Annotated in this window: 18 protein-coding genes and 1 rRNA gene; 6 read left to right on the top strand and 13 right to left on the bottom strand. The window is 74.0% G+C overall.

Translation table 11 applies throughout. The annotated features are described in order from the left end of the window. Both rrf and ACIQWA_RS26715 read left to right on the top strand, forming a co-directional pair. A 5S ribosomal RNA gene (gene rrf / locus ACIQWA_RS26720) occupies positions 1-77 on the top strand; the annotation flags it as partial. Positions 78-252: 175 nt separating this feature from the next. Further along, the gene (locus ACIQWA_RS26715) at positions 253-579 is read left to right on the top strand and encodes a hypothetical protein (RefSeq protein ID WP_402486761.1); all 327 of its coding nucleotides are present in this window, start codon (positions 253-255) and stop codon (positions 577-579) included. A gap of 33 nt (positions 580-612) precedes the next feature. Here ACIQWA_RS26715 and ACIQWA_RS26710 read toward each other — a convergent pair whose 3' ends face one another. The 7 genes from ACIQWA_RS26710 to ACIQWA_RS26680 form a co-directional block, all read right to left on the bottom strand. Further along, positions 613-1,980: an MFS transporter gene (locus ACIQWA_RS26710; protein WP_402486760.1), complete on the bottom strand. Its 1,368-nt coding sequence runs from the start codon at positions 1,978-1,980 to the stop codon at positions 613-615. 111 nt (positions 1,981-2,091) lie between these two features. After that, positions 2,092-2,445: a metalloregulator ArsR/SmtB family transcription factor gene (locus ACIQWA_RS26705; RefSeq protein WP_360246108.1), complete on the bottom strand. Its 354-nt coding sequence runs from the start codon at positions 2,443-2,445 to the stop codon at positions 2,092-2,094. 194 nt (positions 2,446-2,639) lie between these two features. After that, positions 2,640-3,248 (bottom strand): hypothetical protein, encoded by a 609-nt coding sequence (locus ACIQWA_RS26700; RefSeq protein ID WP_402486757.1) that lies wholly within the window; start codon positions 3,246-3,248, stop codon positions 2,640-2,642. A 205-nt stretch (positions 3,249-3,453) separates the two neighbouring features. Continuing rightward, positions 3,454-4,656, bottom strand: a complete 1,203-nt coding sequence (locus ACIQWA_RS26695; RefSeq protein WP_402486754.1) for an MFS transporter — start codon at positions 4,654-4,656, stop codon at positions 3,454-3,456. A gap of 232 nt (positions 4,657-4,888) precedes the next feature. After that, positions 4,889-5,794 carry a polysaccharide lyase gene (locus tag ACIQWA_RS26690; RefSeq protein WP_402486752.1) on the bottom strand — a complete coding sequence of 302 codons (906 nt, stop codon included), beginning with the start codon at positions 5,792-5,794 and terminating at the stop codon, positions 4,889-4,891. 198 nt (positions 5,795-5,992) lie between these two features. Continuing rightward, positions 5,993-6,433, bottom strand: coding sequence for a heme-binding protein (locus ACIQWA_RS26685; protein ID WP_402486750.1), 441 nt, complete (start codon positions 6,431-6,433; stop codon positions 5,993-5,995). Positions 6,434-6,492: 59 nt separating this feature from the next. Beyond that, the gene (locus ACIQWA_RS26680) at positions 6,493-7,692 is read right to left on the bottom strand and encodes an MFS transporter (RefSeq protein WP_402486747.1); all 1,200 of its coding nucleotides are present in this window, start codon (positions 7,690-7,692) and stop codon (positions 6,493-6,495) included. 158 nt (positions 7,693-7,850) lie between these two features. Between ACIQWA_RS26680 and ACIQWA_RS26675 the strand changes: the two genes are divergently transcribed. After that, positions 7,851-8,324, top strand: a complete 474-nt coding sequence (locus ACIQWA_RS26675; RefSeq protein WP_360243332.1) for a MarR family transcriptional regulator — start codon at positions 7,851-7,853, stop codon at positions 8,322-8,324. Between the two features lie 180 nt (positions 8,325-8,504). On the opposite strand, the gene ACIQWA_RS26670 is transcribed toward ACIQWA_RS26675, so the two are convergent. Then, entirely contained in the window at positions 8,505-9,899 is a 1,395-nt protein-coding gene (locus ACIQWA_RS26670; protein WP_402486745.1) for a nitrous oxide reductase family maturation protein NosD, read from the bottom strand. Positions 9,900-9,930: 31 nt separating this feature from the next. On the opposite strand from ACIQWA_RS26670, the gene ACIQWA_RS26665 reads away from it, so the two are divergent. After that, the gene (locus ACIQWA_RS26665; protein WP_402486742.1) at positions 9,931-11,139 is read left to right on the top strand and encodes a Dyp-type peroxidase; all 1,209 of its coding nucleotides are present in this window, start codon (positions 9,931-9,933) and stop codon (positions 11,137-11,139) included. A gap of 64 nt (positions 11,140-11,203) precedes the next feature. Here the strand turns inward: ACIQWA_RS26665 and ACIQWA_RS26660 are convergent, their stop codons facing one another. Together ACIQWA_RS26660 and ACIQWA_RS26655 are read right to left on the bottom strand one after the other, a co-directional pair. After that, positions 11,204-12,436: a cytochrome P450 gene (locus ACIQWA_RS26660; protein ID WP_402486739.1), complete on the bottom strand. Its 1,233-nt coding sequence runs from the start codon at positions 12,434-12,436 to the stop codon at positions 11,204-11,206. A 132-nt stretch (positions 12,437-12,568) separates the two neighbouring features. Beyond that, positions 12,569-13,186 (bottom strand): helix-turn-helix domain-containing protein, encoded by a 618-nt coding sequence (locus tag ACIQWA_RS26655; RefSeq protein WP_360243320.1) that lies wholly within the window; start codon positions 13,184-13,186, stop codon positions 12,569-12,571. A gap of 105 nt (positions 13,187-13,291) precedes the next feature. Here ACIQWA_RS26655 and ACIQWA_RS26650 point away from each other — a divergent pair, with 105 nt between their 5' ends. Beyond that, positions 13,292-13,744 carry a DUF4345 domain-containing protein gene (locus ACIQWA_RS26650; protein WP_402486736.1) on the top strand — a complete coding sequence of 151 codons (453 nt, stop codon included), beginning with the start codon at positions 13,292-13,294 and terminating at the stop codon, positions 13,742-13,744. 43 nt (positions 13,745-13,787) lie between these two features. Here ACIQWA_RS26650 and ACIQWA_RS26645 read toward each other — a convergent pair whose 3' ends face one another. Continuing rightward, a complete protein-coding gene (locus ACIQWA_RS26645; RefSeq protein ID WP_402486733.1) occupies positions 13,788-15,431 on the bottom strand; it encodes an FAD-dependent monooxygenase in 1,644 nt (547 codons plus the stop codon). Positions 15,432-15,543: 112 nt separating this feature from the next. Between ACIQWA_RS26645 and ACIQWA_RS26640 the strand changes: the two genes are divergently transcribed. Continuing rightward, complete coding sequence (locus ACIQWA_RS26640) at positions 15,544-16,146, top strand: TetR/AcrR family transcriptional regulator (RefSeq protein ID WP_402486730.1); 603 nt, start codon at positions 15,544-15,546, stop codon at positions 16,144-16,146. 171 nt (positions 16,147-16,317) lie between these two features. Here ACIQWA_RS26640 and ACIQWA_RS26635 read toward each other — a convergent pair whose 3' ends face one another. Next, positions 16,318-16,638: a metal-sensitive transcriptional regulator gene (locus ACIQWA_RS26635; protein ID WP_402486728.1), complete on the bottom strand. Its 321-nt coding sequence runs from the start codon at positions 16,636-16,638 to the stop codon at positions 16,318-16,320. A 73-nt stretch (positions 16,639-16,711) separates the two neighbouring features. Further along, positions 16,712-17,029 carry a heavy-metal-associated domain-containing protein gene (locus ACIQWA_RS26630; protein ID WP_402486725.1) on the bottom strand — a complete coding sequence of 106 codons (318 nt, stop codon included), beginning with the start codon at positions 17,027-17,029 and terminating at the stop codon, positions 16,712-16,714. Positions 17,030-17,138 lie beyond the last annotated feature (109 nt).

The raw sequence follows: 17,138 nt of genomic DNA, 5'->3' as shown, positions 1-17,138 counted from the left end.
CGAACCCGGAAGCTAAGCCTCACAGCGCCGATGGTACTGCAGGGGGGACCCTGTGGGAGAGTAGGACGCCGCCGAACAATCATTCAGAAAAGCCCTCGCCGGGTTCACCGGCGGGGGCTTTTCGCATTTCCGGCGGAGAGCGCAGTAGGCGTATCACCAGGTAGTCCCCTCAATGCGGCGTCCGGGCGTACCTCCCCGGATCGACACCTGATGGTCGGGTTTGTGTCAGGGGCCGGGGCTAGCCTGGCCGGCATGTACAACGACGGTCTGGTGACGTGCACCGCGAGTGAGCTCGTGATTCGCCGCTACTACTTCCCGCTGGGGATTGCCAAGCGCATCCCGTACGGACGGATCCGCGGGCTGCGGCAGGTGCCGCTGACCCGGCTCGGCGGGCGGTGGCGGATCTGGGGTACCGGGGACCTCGTCCACTACTTCAACCTGGACCTGGGCCGGGTGGACAAGAGCGTGGCCTTCGTCGTCGACCTCGGGGCCAAGGTCAAGCCGGTGATCACCCCGGACGAGCCGGACCGGCTGGTGGAGGCGATGGCCGCGCACAGCATCCCGGTGACCCGGGGGTAGTTCCGGCTCCCTCGAAACGCCGTGCCGGGGCTCTCAGTTCAGGGCGGCGCGGGGTGGGCGGGGCCAGCTGGGGTGGTGCTGGTCGATGACGTAGTGGTGGCCGTGCTGCCAGCCGCTGCCGTCGGGGGCGGGGCGGGCGTCCGCGAGGTGGGGGTGGCCGAGCGGCAGGTCGGTGTGGCGGTGGCTGAGGGTGTCCGGGTCCCGGGTGGGCCACAGGGCGGTGGCGGTGACGGCGGCGGCGAGGGCGACCGCGCCCAGGACGACGGCTGTTGCGGGGAGTCCGGCGCCGGCGGCGAGCCAGCCGGCCAGCGGGTAGGTGAGCAGCCAGCAGCCGTGCGACAGCGAGAACTGGGCGGCGAAGGCGGCCGGCAGGTCCGGGTCGCCGGCGGAGCGGCGTATCACCCGGCCGCCGGGCGTCAGGACGGCGGAGCCGGCGGCGCCGACCAGGGCCCAGGCGGCGAGCAGGGCGAGCCAGCTCCCGGTGCCGGCGGGGACGGCGGTGATCACGGTGACGGCGGCGAGGACGCCGGGCAGTGCGAAGGCGGCGGGCAGCATGACGGACCGGTCGCTGACCCGGGCGAGCAGCCGCGGCAGCAGCAGGGCGGCGAGCATCGAGCCGACGCCGTACGCGCCGAGGGCCACCGAGACGGCGCCTACCGGGCGGTGGAAGTGGTCGCGGACCACGTTGACGGTGTCGACGAAGACGATGGCGCCGGCCGCCGCCACCGCGAGGTCCAGGGCGAGCAGCGCCCGCAGCCGTGGGGTGGCCCGGAACAGCCGGGTGCCGAACGCGGCCTTGCGGTAGATCCCCTCGGTGCGTTCGACGGGCCGGGGCCTGGGCAGCACGACGGAGACGACCAGGGCCGCGGAGGCGAGGAAGCCCGCGGTCGTCCCGGCGAACAGCCAGTGGTACGGGACCACGGACAGCAGCAGGGCGGCGAGCGCCGGGCTGAACAGCGATTCGAGGTCGTAGGCGAGCCGGGACATCGACAGCGCCCGGGTGTAGTCGCGTTCGGCGGGCAGCACCTCGGGGATGGTGGCCTGGAAGGTCGGGGTGAAGGCGGCGGAGGCGGCCTGGAGCAGGAAGATCAGGACGTAGACCTGCCACACCCGGTCGACGAACGGCAGGGTGAGGGCGACGGCGGCCCGGGTGAGGTCCATGGCGACCATCAGGGTGCGCCGGGGGACCAGCCCGGCGAGAGCTCCGGCGACCGGGGCGACGGTCACGTACGCGACCATCTTGATCGCCAGTGCGGTGCCGAGGACGGCCGAGGCGTCGCTCCCGGCGATCGAGTACGCCAGCAGCGAGAGCGCCACGGTGGCCAGGCCGGTGCCGACCAGGGCGACGACCTGGGCGGTGAACAGGTGGCGGTAGGTGCGGTTGCGCAGCACGGTCAGCATGGGCCCGTCCCGGGGCGGCGGTGGGGTGGTGGTGCGCCCATCATAGGCAATGCGTGCATACCTGTGCACCTGTTGGACGGGTGGAACGACCCCGCGTGGACGGGCCGGGGCTCAGTCGTGCGGCGGGAGGTGGCCGATCTGGTGGTCGGCGACGTTCAGCGCCTCGTCCACCAGTCGGCGCAGGTGTCCGTGGCGCAGCGAGTAGACCACCCGACGGCCGTCCTTGCGGGTGGCGACCAGCCCGGCCAGCCGCAGTTTGGCCAGGTGCTGGCTGACCGACGGCCGGGCGGCACCGGTCACTTCGGTCAGGGTGGTCACGTCCGCCTCGCCCCGCCCGAGCCGCTCCAGCAGCGCCAGCCGGGTGCGGTCGGCCAGCAGGGAGAGGACGGAGGCGGCGACGTCCAGCCGCGCCTCGGCCCGCTGCTGCGAACGGTGTGCATCTGCCAGGTCGGCGCCGGAGCTCATGCCCGCATCCTAGGGCGTGTCTGACAATTCCCGCCGGGCGCGCGACGCCGGGGCACGCACCTCGCCGCGTTGTCGTCAGTCGCCGATGCTCCGCATGGACTCCCTCCTCCGCCTTGCGATGCACGCACCCCAACGCCGCGCGCTGATCCGACGCGAATTGTCAGACACGCCCTAGACCGCGTGCGCAGGTGCGCTCATGACGACGGACCGCGTCGGCGGCGGAGGTAGGCCCAGGTGACGGCGGCCAGCAGCGGGCCCCAGAGCAGCAGCGGGGCGTAGCACGCCACCAGGACGACGGTGTGCCAGTCGCCGGACAGCATGGGGAGGCCGTCGCGCAGCGGCCGGCCCCGGAGGTCGCGGCCGGTCGAGACCAGCACGGTGAACAGCAGCGTGCCGACGGTGAGCACGGTGGCACCCAGCGCGGCCGGGACGACGGCCGCCGCGACCGGGACACGGCGGCCGCCCAACAGCGGGAGCCGACGCGGGAACACCTCGCCCCAGCGGGCGACCAGGCCGAGCGCGGTGAACGCGAGCACCTCGGAGACGGCCGACAGCAGGACGACGTACAGCTCCAGCGGCAGCCACCACGGGAGGTTGCCGGAGTCCTGCACCGCATCGCCGTCCAGCGGGACGTGGAAGGTGCACGTGGCGATCCGCCAGGCGCTGGACGGCAGGACGGTGAGCGGCACCGCCCGGGCTGCGAGCCCGGCCCAGCGCGGAACGCCGGGGACGGGGGTGTGGGCGGCGGCCCAGACGGTGCGCAGGCGGCCGGTGGTGGGCGGGAGTTGGGTGAGGGCGGTCATGTGGGGCTCTCCGGTGCGGCGGGGGCGGTGCCCCAACGCTCGCAGCCGGGGCCGGTGGTGGGCCTCGGCCGGGAGGAGGAACCGGCTCCCCCGGGGGAGGGAGCCGTCGTTGCGCGGTAGAGCCGGCTGACGAGCCCCCGTTGAGCCGCTGTCGAGTCCGCTGTCGAGCCCGCCGTCGAGTTCGCGGCGGACTACGGTCGGGCGGTCAGCCCGCGCGCTGCTCGACCGGCTGGTCCTCGGCGACGGGCGCCGGGGCCGGTTCGAGGTCGCCCATCCGCGGGATCGCGAACAGCGCGGCGAGGATCAGCGCACCGGCGATGACGATCGGGGTGCGGATGCCGACCGTGGAGCCGATCCAGCCGCTGAGGCCGGCGCCGATCAGCATCCCGATCCGGGAGAGCATCAGGTAGCAGCTGTTGACCCGGCCGAGCAGCTCCTTGGGCACGGTCTGCTGCCGCAGTGAGATCGCCTGGACGTTCCAGGTGACCACGCCGAAGTTGCCGAGCGCGAACAGCGGTGCCACCACGAACACCGAGGGGCTCAGGCCCATCAGCAGCAGCGAGGAGCCCATCAGCACGAAGGAGAGGGTGATCCGGGCCCGTCGGCTCAACCGCTCGCCGATCCGGCCGGCCACCATGCTCGCGGCCGTGCCGCCGGCCACGCCGGTGGCCAGGACGGCGCCGAAGGCCCAGGTGGGCTCCTGCAGGGTGCGGGTGACCAGCAGGGCCAACATGGTGATGCCGAGTGAGGAGGCGCCCGCGGCCACGGCGGAGAGCGAGGCGACCAGGCGCAGTTGCCGGTGTCCGTACAGCCAGCGGACGCCTTCGCGGACCTCGGCCATGACCCGGCGCTCGGACCGCGCCCGGGAGGCGCCGGAGCGGCCGGTCGCGGCGACCAGGACGGCGGCCAGGGCGAAGGAGACGCCGTCGACGGTGAACGGGTAGCCGGCCGCGATCGCGAACAGGGTGGTGCCGACCAGCGGACCGATCATCCGGCCGACCAGCAGGCCGCCCTGGAGGCGGCCGTTGGCGACGTCCAGCTGCTCGGAGCGGACCACGTCCGGGATGGTCGAGGTGGCGGCGTTGACGAACACCGTCTCGCCGCAGCCGAGGACGAAGGCCAGGGCGGCGAGCAGGGCGAGCGGCGGGGTGGTGGAGAAGACCCAGGCGGCGAAGCCCAGCAGGATGGCGGCCCGGCCGAGGTCGATCGTCCACATCAGCCGGCGGCGGTCGAAGCGGTCGGCGATGACGCCGCCGAACAGGGCCATCAGCAGCCAGGGGAGGGATCCGGCCACCGCGACCACGGACACCGCCGACGGGGAGTCCGAGATGGCCAGGGCGAGCAGCGGAAGCGATGAGTCCCGCATGCCGTCGCCGACCGCCGAGATCGACGACGCCGACCACAGCATGGTGAATTTCCGGCCCAGTTGGGGCCTGGCGCGGGGCGGGGGTGTCGCTGGGCTGGCTGAGGTCACCGACGCAGTATGGCATGACCTCTACACGTTTGGCCGCCCCTTCACGGACCATTTCCAGCTGGGAGCCCGGAGTCCGGAAAGCCCCTTGACGAAGGCGGTGAGGCCCCCGCGAGGGCCGGTCCCGGCACCACCGGCCCGAGCGGCGGCTCACCGGCCCGGCCGCTCGTCAGTGCTGGACGCCGGCGGAGAGCGAGAAGCCGGCGAACTGGGCCCGCTGGGTGCTGGCCGGGCCCCAACTGGTGTCGTGGCCGCCGTAGAAGGTCGAGAACAGCACCCCGCCGAAGGGGATCGAGGCGATGCCGGAGGCGACCTTGGCGGAGTACACCTGGCGGCCGTCGTACCAGACGGTGACCGCACCGGTGTTCCGGTTCACCGACTGCTCGACGGTGTGCCAGCGGTCGTCGGCCTGGAAGTGCCAGTCGCCCAGGCCCTCGTCCACACCGTAGCCGGTCGGACCGGAGTTGGTCGGGGTGTAGAGGTAGAGCTCGCCGTTGTCGGGGCTGCCGTTGGCGCCCCGCCACATGTAGCGGGTCGACCAGCCCGCGCCGTGGTTGCCGCCGGACTCCTGGCCGATCTTCCCGCCGTACAGGCCCGGCAGTTTGCCGGCCTTGCCCCAGTCGCGGCCGGTGGGGAAGCGGAGGGAGTACTTGAGGTCCAGGGTGGGGCCCTGGGCGAGGGCGGACAGGCCGAGCGCGTTCAGGTCGGTGTAGAACTGGCCGCCGCCCGGATTGGGGCAGTCGGTGCAGGAGTTGGCGGAGGAGCCGGCGCCGTACGTCACCTGGAGCGCGGGGCCGCCGTCGGGGGCCGTCCGGTCCTCGACGGCGGTGAAGTCGGCTGCGCCCCAGGCGCCTTGGGCGGCGACGCCCCAGGAGCGTTGCCACTGGGCGGTGCCGTAGCCGCGGAAGCCGCCGGTCCAGGCGGCCGAACCGCTGGGCGCGGGGGCGGCGGCGGGGGCGGCGGTGGCGGAGTCGGTGGGCGGGTGGGCGCGGGCCCGTGCGGGGGTGGCCGCGCAGCCGGCGGCGGTGAGCAGGGCCAGCGCGGCGAGGGCGGCGGTGCGCGCGGAGCGGTTCATCGGTGGCTCCTCGGTCGACGGTTGATCCGTACAGATCATGCCGCACGCCCGGGTCGCACTTGGGTAAAGGGCAGGGAAGGGAAGGGGAAAGGGCCGTGGCCGGGTGGGCGGTTCACGGACTGTGTGAACCGCCCACCCGGCCAGGGCCGTTGTAAGGGGGCGTCAGGCCGTCAGGCATAAGGCGTCACGCGTCAGGCTTTAGGCGGCAAGGGTGCCGACGGCGGCGAGGGCGGCGGTGGCGAAGCCGTGGTCCTGCTCCGGGGCGCCGCCGCCGATGCCGAGGGCGCCGATCAGCCGGCCGTCGCGGCGGACCGGGAGGCCACCGGCGATGAACAGCAGCGGGCGGTCGAGGGCGGTCGGCAGCGAATGGAACGGGCCGTCCGGCTTCACCAGGTCGACCAGGTCGGCGGTAGGGGCGTCCAACTGGAGCGCGGTGTAGGCCTTGCGGGTGCTGGTCTCGCCGGAGATCAGCACGGCGCGGTCGTCGCGGCGGAAGGCCAGCAGGTGCCCGCCGGCGTCCAGGACGGTGACGCTGACGGTCACCCCGGCGGCCTCGGCGGCGGTGTGGGCGGCTCGGACCAGGGCCTCGGCCTCTGCGGTGGTCAGAGCGGTCGGGGCGGTCGGGGCGGTGGTGCTCATGGTGGCGCTGCTCCTGGGGAACGGGGAACGGGGAAGGGAGGGGGGAAGGGGGAGGGCGGTCAGTGGTGGACGGGCGTCCGGGGTGCGGCGGCGCCGGTGGTGGCGGCCCGGTGCCGGTCGCGGCGTTCGAGGGCGGCGGACCAGAGGGCGAGCAGCAGGGCGGCCGCGGCGAGCAGGGCGCCGACCCAGTTGGGGGCGGTGTAGCCGAGGCCGGCCGAGATGACCAGGCCGCCGAGCCAGGCCGCCAGGGCGTTGCCGAGGTTGAAGGCGCCGATGTTGACGGCAGAGGCGAGGGTGGGGGCGCCGTGGGCCTGGTCGAGGACGCGCTTCTGCAACGGCGGGACGGTGGCGAAGCCGAGGGCGCCGACCAGCAGGATCGTCACGGCGGCGGCGACCTTGTCGTGCGCGGTGAGGGTGAACAGGGCCAGGACGACGGCCAGCCCGCCGAGGGTGGTGTAGAGCAGGGGCATCAGCCTGCGGTCGGCGAGCCTGCCGCCGAGCAGGTTGCCGAGGAACATCCCGACGCCGAACAGCACCAGCAGCCAGGTGACCGCGCCCTCGGAGTAGCCGGCGGTGTCGGTCATCATCGGGGCGATGTAGGTGATCGCGGCGAAGACCCCGCCGAAGCCGAGGACGGTCATCGCCATCGCGAGCAGCACCTGGGGGTTGCGGAAGGCGGTCAACTCGCCGCGCAGGCGGGCCCCTTCGGGGCGGGGCAGGCTGGGGACGAGCTTGCCGATGCCGAGCAGGCCGAGCAGCCCGAGGGCGGCGACGCCGGTGAAGGTGGTGCGCCAGCCGACGGCCTGGCCGATGAAGGTGCCCAGCGGGACGCCGACGATGTTGGCGACGGTGAGCCCGGTGAACATGGTGGCGATGGCGCCGGCCTTCTTCTGCGGGGCGACGAGTTCGGCGGCGACGACCGAGCCGATGCCGAAGAACGCGCCGTGGGCCAGCGAGGTCACGATCCGCCCGGCGAGCATCAGCGGGAAGCTGGGGGCGACGGCGGACAGCAGGTTGCCGATGACGAACAGGCCCATCAGCAGCATGAGCATGGTCTTGCGGCTGATCCGGGTGCCGAGCACGGTCATCAGCGGGGCGCCGATGACCACGCCGAGTGCGTAGCCGGTGACCAGCAGGCCGGCGGTGGGGACGGTCACGCCGTAGTCGTCCGCGATCTGGGGCAGCAGGCCCATGATCACGAACTCGGTGGTTCCTATCCCGAAGGCCCCGATGGCCAGGGCGAGAAGTGCGAGGGGCATGGCGCGACCTCCGTGCGATTGCTAGTGCGCCTTACGTGCCTCGACAATAGTTGCAAGCGCGGGCTATGTGCAAGTGCGGGCATTCACCCTCGACATGCCCGAGGCCTAGACTGGAGGCCTGCCCGTACCTGGTTCGTACCTGGAAGGAGGCCGTGCCGATGACCGCCACGGACCCCGCGCTGACCGCCCTCGCCAACGGCTGGGCCGCCCTGTACGTCCTGTACGGCCGGATCGAGGCGCACATCGAGCGCGCCCTCCAGGCGGAGCACGACCTGAGCGTGCGCGAGTACTCGCTGCTCGACGTGCTCAGCCGCCAGCACGACGGCGAGGGCGGGCACCTCCAGATGAAGCAGGTCGCCGACGCGGTCGTGCTCAGCCAGAGCGCCACCACCCGGCTGGTCTCCCGGCTGGAGGACCGCGGGCTGCTCGCCCGCTACCTCTGCCCCACCGACCGCCGCGGCATCTACACCGACGTGAGCGAGGACGGCCTGCGGCTCCTGGCGCAGGCCCGGCCGACCAATGACACCGCGCTGCGCGAGGCGCTCGACGAGGCCGCCCGCAACCCGGAGCTGGCCCCGCTGGTCGCGGCCGTGGAGGCGGTCGACCCGCCCGCGTTGCTGCGGCGGCCCTGAGCGGCGCAGGCGGTCGGCGTACGAGGGGAAGGCGTACGGGCGGGGCGTACGGGCAGGGCGCACGGGCAGGGCGCACGGGCGGGGCGTACGGGGAAAGGCGTCGGGCGGGCCCGCGGCACTCGCTGTGCCGGGGGCCCGCCCGTGTTGCGTGGGGAGCGGCCGTCGCGCCGCCGCCGCGGGTCAGTGCGGGAGGACCGCGTCGGCGGTCGCCGGGAGCGGGTAGGCGTCCGGGTCGACCGGGCCGGGCAGGTCGGTGGCCGGGCGGGCGGGGGCGTTGGGGTCCGGCAGTGAGGGCTGGGCGGGCGGCGCCTGGACCTGGTTGAACGGCACGCCGGGCAGGGCTTGGACCGGGGCGGCCCGGCCGGTCGCGAGCGGGCTGCGACTCTGTGCGTCGCAGGCGGCCCGGCTCTCCAGGTCGTCCGGGCTCTGGGTGGCGGGCTGGTTGCCGGTGAAGCAGTTGCCCGGGTCGGCGGAGGCGAGCACGAGGTCGATGCCGTTGCCCTCGGCGCGGTTGCCCTTGACCAGGTTGCCGGCGGCCGGGTGTCCGGGCGGGTCGGTGACGATCACGCCGGCCGAGCGGTTGCCCTTGACCAGGTTGCGCTCGACCCGGTTCGCGGTGCCGCCGCCGATCCCGATGCCGATGCCGAAGCCGCCGTCGGCCTGCTCGGGGGTGTCGGAGGCGTTGTTGTCGGTGACGGCGTTCCCGGCGATCACGGCGCCGTGCTGGGGTGCGAGGGCTTCCAGGTCGTTGGAGTTGACGGTGACGCCGACCCGGTTGCCGACCACCCGGTTGCCGAGGAACCAGAGGTTGTCCGAGGCGTTGGTGATCTCGATGCCGACCGCGTTGCGCTCCACGGTGTTGCGGCGCACCAGGGTGTCGCAGGGCTTGCACTGGCCGACGTAGACACCGGAGTCGGCGCCGCCGGAGGCGTAGGAGTCCTCGATGATCCCGGCCCGGGCGTCGAAGGCGTAGATCCCGTACAGGCCGTTGTTGTAGGCGGTGACCCTCGTCGCCCGGAAGCCCTGGAGGGCGGGGAAGCGGGTGGTGTCCAGCGGGTTGTAGGCGGAGCCGCCGGCGCCGCGCTGCTGGAGCTTCTCGTCGGTGACGCCGGTGAACAGCACGCCGTTGGCGAGGTAGCCGTGCACGGTGAGGTTCTCCACCACCGAGCCGGCGCCGGTGACGGTGACCCCGTTGACCAGCCGCACGCCGCCGTCCAGCACCACCGAGTTGCGGTCGGTGCCGCGCAGCACGATCCGGGGCTTGGTGATCCGCACGCTCTCCTGGTACGTCCCGGGCGAGACCAGGACGGTGTCGCCCTCACGGGCGACGTCCACTGCCTTCTGGACGGACGGGAAGTCCTGCGGGACGCGGACCACGGTGCCCTCCGGGTGGCGGGCGTCCGAGGAGGGGCCGCCGGCCGAGGAGCAGCCGGTCAGGGCGAGGGCGGCGACCAGCAGGGCGGGCAGGGCGCGGACGGCGCCGCGCGGGCGGACCGGACCGCGTGAGCGGCGCGGACGGCGCGGACGGTGCCGCGGTGCTTCGGAAGCGGATTGACGGACGGTCAAAAGTTGCATACGGGGTGTTCTATCGTCTCCAATGTCGGTCATGCATGCCGAAACCGGAAAGGCGCGGAAACAGCCGGGAGCCGCCAGGGGCGGGGTGGACCGGAGGACGCTGATCGCGGGCGGCGGCGCGGTGCTGGCCGCCGGGGTCGGCGCGGGGGCCGTGGCGCTGGGGCGCGGGCCGGCCGCCGCGCCACCGCCGCACCCGGCGCCCCCGTCGCTGCCGGAGACGCCGTTCCACGGGGACCGGCAGGCCGGGGTGACGGCCCCGCAGCAGCCCGCCACCCTGCTGCTCGCCCTCGACCTGGCGCCCGCCGCCACCTCCGACGGGCGGACCGTACTGCGCTCCCTGCTGGGGGAGTTGACCCGGGTACTGGCCGACGCGACGGGCGGCAGCCCGGCCGATCCCCGGCTGCGGGACGGCGAACCGGCGCGACTGAGCAGCCTGGTCGGGGTCGGGCCGGGGCTGGCCGCCCGGCTCGGGCTGAACGTCCCGCCCGCGCTGGCGGAGCTCCCGGCCTTCCCCGGGGACCGGCTGGACCAGGCCCGCGGCGGCGGTGACCTGGTGGTCCAGCTGTGCGCCGCGGACCGGTGGCCGCTCACCGTGGTGGCCGAACTCCTCGGCGGCGCGGCGAAGTCGGCGGGCGCGACGGTGCGCTGGAGCCAGCCCGGCTTCCTGCCGCGCACGCCCCCGGGGACCACCCCGCGCAACCTCTTCGGCTACAAGGACGGCACCGCCAACCCGAGCCCGGCCGAGGCCCAGCAGTGGGTCTGGGGCCCGCCCGGCCCGTACGAGCACGGCACCGTCCTGGTCTACCGCCGGATCCGGATGGACACCGCGGGGTTCGCCGCCCTCCCGGAGGAGCGGCGCGACCTGGCCATGGGCCGCCGGCGCGGCGACGGCGCCCCGCTCACCGGTAGGGCCGAGCACGAGGACCCGGACATCTACGCGAAGAACCCGGACGGCTCGTACGTCATCCCCAACAGCGCCCACGTCCGGCTCAGCAGCCCCCGGCTCGACTCCGGCGCCCGGATGCTGCGGCGCGGCTACAGCTACGACGACGCCCCCGACGACCGGGGGCTGCTGTTCTGCGCCTTCGTGCGGGACCCGGCGCAGTTCACCCGGGTGCAGAACCGGCTGGCGGCCAAGGACGCGCTCAACCCGTTCCTGGTGCACACGGCTTCCGCGGTGGCCTACGTGCTGCCGGGGGTGCGGGAGGGCGGGGTGCTGGGCGAGGGGTTGTGGGGGTGACGGGGCGGGGTCGAGCGGTCGAGCGGCGGGGTTGAGCGGTCGAGTGGGCGGCAGCCGGACGGCCTCACCAGGTGACCGGGATCGCGGCCGGGCTGCGGGTGGTGCCGCCCAGCTGCCAACTCAGCTGCTCCAGCGGGACGGTGAGACGGAGGCCGGGCAGGGCGGTGGCCAACCGGCGGAGCGATTCGCGCAGTTCTAGGCGGACCCGCCAGGCGCCGATGCAGTAGTGCGGGCCGACGCTGAACGCGAGGGTGGGTGCGTCGAGCGGGGTGCCCAGGTCGGCCTCGATCCCACCGGGGAAGACCGCGGGATCCCGGTTGGCGCTGCCGAGGCTCGCGGCGACCACGGCTCCGGCCGGGACGGTCACGCCGCCGACGTCGAACGGCGCGGTGGCGCGGCGGAGGGTGGCCTCGTCGTCCCCCAACGGGATGTAGTGCAGCAGGCGTTCGGCGGTGTGCTCGGTGACCACCGGGTCGGTGAGCCGGCGCCAGTGCTCGGGGCGCTCACCCAGGAGGTAGACCAGGGCGTTGCCGAGGGCGCCGGTGACGCTCTCGTTGCCGCTGGCGGTGAGGCCGAGGACGAGGAAGGCGAGCGCGTCCTCGGGGACGCCGCCGTCCCGGTCGGCGGCCTGCACCAGCCGGCTGACCAGGTCCGGGCCGGGGCTGCGGCGCCGGCGTTCGATCAACTCCTCGGTGAAAGAGCCGAATTCGGCGAGGGCCTCGGTCCGTCCGGCTTGTTCGTCCTGCTCCGGTTCCTGGTCGCCGCCGCCCTGGGCGAGCAGGGCGAGGGTCCAGTGCCGCAGTCGTCCTTCGTCCAGGCGGTCCGGGCCGTCGCCGTCCAGGCCCATCAGCCGGGCGGTGACGGCGAAGGGCACCGGGCGGGTGAAGGCGGTGACCAGGTCGGCGGGCGGTCCGGCGGCGAGCAGCGCGTCCACGGACTGCTGGACGGCGGCCGCGACCCAGGGCTGCCAGCTCGCGATGGCGCGCGGGGTGAACGCCCGCTGGACGGTGGCGCGCAGGCGGCGGTGGGCGGCGCCGTCCTGGTTGAACAGCGAGGCGGGGTTGGCGGCGACGTCCGCGGTGCTGCCCGCGGTGCCGACCTCGTGCAGGTCGCTCCGGGTGAGGCGGGGGTCGCCGAGGACCTGCCGGACGTCGTGGTAGCGGGTGACGAGCCAGGCGGGGGTGCCGTCCGGGAGGGTGGTCGGGTGCGGCGGCCGGGCGGGGGTGAACGGCAGCCGGTGGAGCGGTGGGGGCGGGGTGTCGGTGTCGGTGCCGGTGTCGGCTGCGGGGGAGGACATGGAACCCTTCGGGGTCGGCGGCGCTGCGGGGCACGGGCATCCAACTGTCATATTTTCTGAGGGAATTGGATCCTTCTGACGGTTTTCCCGTTTCGGCCCGATGCTACGCCCCCGAACCCTCCGTACGTGGTCTCAACGCCCCCACTCGGGTGCCGGGTCGACCGGCAGCAGCGGCCGCACCGCGCCCAGCACGGCGCCGATGCAGGTGTCGCGCAGCTCCGTCCGGGTGCAGCTCGGCTCGGTCAGCCAGTCCACGACCAGCACCCGGACGAACACCAGCCAGCTGCGCAGGACTTGGGAGACGGCGAGGCGGCCGTCCTGGTCCGCCAGCGGCAGGACGGCGAGCAGTCGGGCGCGCAGGGCGTCCAGCTCCTCGGTGATGATGGTCTGGACGACCGGGTCCCCGGCCAGCTCGCGGTTGGCGGCCAGCACGGTGTGCCGGTTGGCGACGAAGTGGTCGAGATGGGCGTCCAGGCCCTCGATCAGCTGCTCGACCAGGGTGTCCGCCGGGTCGAACCTGGTCCGGGCCAGCAGGTCGTCCGAGGCCTGCCGGTGGACCGCCGCGAACAGTTCGCGCTTGCCGGCGAAGTGCCGGTAGAGCAGCGCGCGGGAGACCCCGGCCTGCTCGGCGACCTCCTCCATCAGCACGTCGGCGTACGGCCGGGCGGCGAAGGCCCGGGCGCCGACGGCGAGCAGCTGGGCGCGGCGTTCGGCGGGGGAGAGGCGTCGGCGGCGCTCGTGAACGGACATGTGGCACAGGCTACTTGACATGTGTCCAGTAGTGGGCGCTAGCTTGGTGGAAGCGCTGGTGGACACGTGTCTACTGGCGTCCGACGGGTGATGGGTGGTCGGCTCATGGCACAGGCGAGGGCGAAGGCGCAGGCACCGGCGCGGGGAACGGCGCAGGCGCGGCGAGGGGCGAAGGCGAAGGCGCTGCGGGTGCTCGCCTGGACGATGGGGGTCGCCTGCGTGGCGATCGGGTTCGAACACCTGCTGGGCGGGCCGGTGGGCTTCCCCGGGATCCCGGACCCGGGCCCGACGGTCGACAGCTTCGGCCGCTTCATGGGCGCGGTCTTCGCCGGGTACGGCGTGGCCTGGATCCGGGCCGCCCGGCAGATGCCGGTGCCCGCACGGGAGGTGCGCTGGCTGACGGCGGTGCTCCTGCTGGGCGGCCTCGGCCGGGTGCTCGGCCTGGCGGTGGACGGGCGGCCGCACTGGTTCCAGCTGGTGCTGATGGGGATCGAACTCGGTCTTCCGGCGGTGTACTTCTGGCTCGCCGACGCGGACGAGCGGGCCGCCCGGGGCTGAGCCTCCGGGGGCGCCCGTTCAGGGCGGTCGGGGCACGGGCGGGTCAGACCGCGAAGGCCCGCAGGTGCTCGGTGAGGGTGCTCCGGTCGACGCTCGCGCCGGTGAGCGAGACGTACCCGTCCGGTCGGACCAGCACCACGGCCTCGCCGCGCAGCCCGTACGCGCGGGCGGCGTGGCCGTCGGGGTCGCGGACGGCGGCGACCCGCAGGCCGGGGAGGTCCTGGAGCACGGATCGGGCGGCCGGGTCGGCCGGGCCGGACTGGTCGGCCGGGGCCGGGTGGTCGCCGAAGGCCAGCAGGGTGAAGTGCGGGCCGCGGAACAGGTCGAACAGCCGGACCGGTGTGCCGTCCGCCGTGGTGCAGGGCGCGTCCGGGGCCCGGTCGCCGGCCCGGATGCCGGTGGCCTCGTCCAGGTCCCGGCCGAGCGGGCCGCCGCGGTAGTCGATCGAGAGCCCGGTGAGGTCGGTGCCCTGGACGGCCAGGGTGCGGAACTGTTCGGTCAGCACCGTGGCACCGTCGCCCCGGAACGCCGCCTTGTGGTGGGCGGAGGTGGCGGCGAGGCCGGCCAGGGCGATCGGCCGGCGCTCCTCCTGGTAGCTGTCGAGCAGCTCCGCGGGCGCGCCGCGCAGCACGGCGGCGAGCTTCCAGGCCAGGTTGTGGGCGTCCTGGATGCCGGTGTTCATGCCCTGGCCGCCCGCCGCGGACTGGCAGTGGGCGGCGTCCCCGGCGAGCAGCACCCGGCCGTCGCGGTAGCGCTCGACCAGCCGGACGGTGGGGCGCCAGACGGTGGACCAGATCGGTTCGTGCATCCGGACCCCGGGCAGCCCGGCCCGTTCGGCGAAGAGCCGGCGGAAGGTCTCCAGGGTGGGCGCGGGCAGCTCGCCGTGCTCGTCCGGTTCGACGGCAGCGTGCACCGCCCACTTGCCGTCCTGCCGCATCGGGACGATCGCCATGGCGCCGGCGCCGAACTTCGGGTGGTTCCAGAGGTGCATGTGGTCGGGGTCCAGGCCGTCCAGGTCCATCGAGGCCATGATGAAGCGCTCCTCCTCCCAGGTCTCGCCGAGGAAGGGGATGCCCGCCAGTTTGCGGACGGTGCTGCGGCCGCCGTCGCAGCCGACCAGGAAACGGGCGCGCAGCTGCGCCGTCCGGTCGCCCTGCCGGACGGTGGCGAGCACGCCGGCGGTGTCCCGGGCGCCGTCGGTGTCCTGGATGCCAGCGGCGTCCTGGGCGTAGGCGTGGCCGGTGTCCTGGGTGCAGTCGGTCAGTTCGCTGCCGGTCTCGACCTTGACGCCGTACTCGGCGAGCCGGTCGCGCAGGACGGCCTCGGTGTGGTGCTGGGCGATCATCAGCATGCCGGCGTACGGGCGGTCGGGGGTCGTCGGCCGGGTGGCCCCTGGGTCGAACTCCTGGACCAGCCGGGTGCCTTCGTAGGCGCGGACCTTGAGGTCGAGCACGCCCCGGTCGAGGATCCGGGCGACCACGCCGAGGTCGTCGAACACCTCCAGGGTGCGCGGGTTGACGCCCTTGCCGCGGACGCCCGCGGTGCGGAACGCGTCGTCCCGCTCGATGATCCGGCAGTCGACGCCGGCCCGGGCCAGCCCGATGGCCAGGGTGAGGCCGACCGGGCCGGCGCCGACGATCAGCACGTCGGTGGTGGGTGTGGAGTCGTGCGAGAGTGCAGCGCGCATGGCGGACGCCCCTGTCATTCGGCCATAAGATACGGCGCGTTTCCTGTCTTCGACTGTAGGCTGTCCCCGATAAGAAACGCAACGTGTCTACGAGGGTCGGGTGCGGAAACCGGTGGCGAGCGGCAGAACGGGCGCCCCGCGGCGGCGCGGGGACGAACTGGAACGGGCGATCCTGGACGCCGTCTGGGCCGAACTGGCCGAGCACGGCTACGACCGGCTCACCATGGACGGCGTCGCCGCCCGCGCCCGCACCAGCAAGCCGGTGCTCTACCGCCGTTGGCCGAACCGGGTGGAGCTGGTGGTCGCCGCCCTCGGCCGCAACGCCCCGGACTTCCGGGAACCCCCGGACACCGGTGACCTGCGCACCGACCTGGCGGTCCTGCTGGGGAGCCTGCTGCACCGCTTCGACGACCTGCCGACCGACGCCGTCCACGGCTTCCTGGTCGACCTGATGCGCGACCCCGAACTGCGCGTCGTCTTCCACCGGGGCCTCACCACGCACGGGCCGGTGGACGCGCTGGCCACGATCATGCACCGGGCCGCCGAGCGGGGTGAGGTCGACCCGGCCCGGCTCACCCCGCGGGTCCTCTCGTTGCCGCTGGACCTGCTGCGCGACGCCTTCCTGATGGGCGGTTCGGTGCCGTCCGACCAGGTGGTCGCCGAGGTGCTGGACGAGATCGTCCTGCCGCTGCTCCGGGCGCCGGCCGGAGGGTAGGGGCCGGAGGGTAGGGGGCGGAGGTCAGGGGCCGGAGAGAGGGCCCATCGGGCCGCGGATACCCCTACCCCGTAATGACGAACGCCCTCCGGCGGCGATGTGCCGCCGGAGGGCGCCGGTGTGTGCGAGCCCCGGGTCGGGTCCGGGTTCGGGTCCCCGTCCGGGGTCGGGTCAGGAGCGGACCAGGCGGGCGATGGCCTGGTTGGCCTCGCGGACCTTGGCGTTCGCCTCCTGGCCGCCCTCGGCGATGGCGTCGCGGACGCAGCATTCGATGTGCTCGTCCAGGAGTTGCAGGGCGAAGGACTGGAGGGCGCGGCTGGCCGCGGAGACCTGGGTGAGGACATCGATGCAGTAGGTGTCCTGCTCGACCATGCGCTGCAGGCCGCGGATCTGGCCCTCGATGCGGCGAAGCCGCTTGAGGAAGTCGTCCTTGTGGGGGCTGTAGCTGGCCATGGCCGTCTCCGGTTCCCGTGCGGTGAGGAGTTCTCTCACTCTACCGGGGTGGGGTGGGAGGGGAGTCGGCCCGGACGGGGCGCGGGGCGCGGGCGTCCGGGCCGACGGGGCGTCAGGCTTCGAGCCGGCCGACCAGGTCGTAGCCGGCCTCGTCGATGGCGGCGGCGAGCTCGGCGTCGGCCAGCGGGGCGGTGCTGTCGACGGTGACCCGGCCGGTGGCGAGGTCGACCGCGACCTCGGCGACGCCGGGGACCTTCTTGAGCTCGGCGGTCACCGAGCTGACGCAGTGTCCGCAGGTCATGCCCGTCACCTGGAGGACGGTGCGCTCGGCGATGCTGGCGGCGGGGGCCGCGGCGGCGCCGGTGCCGCACGAGCCGCAGCAGGAGCCCTCGCTGGCGGACGGCTCGACGGTGACGGTGGTCTCGCTCATGGTGTGCTCCTGTCGTCAGTGCGTGCGATGCCTTCCGGAGTGTCCCGGGCGGCTGCTTCGCTCGAGAACATACCATACCCCCCTAGGGTAATTGAAGGGGTGTCGGAGG

Source organism: Kitasatospora sp. NPDC098652 (genome assembly GCF_044760155.1).
Classification (GTDB): domain Bacteria; phylum Actinomycetota; class Actinomycetes; order Streptomycetales; family Streptomycetaceae; genus Kitasatospora.
This window is presented reverse-complemented; position numbering and strand designations above follow the sequence as displayed.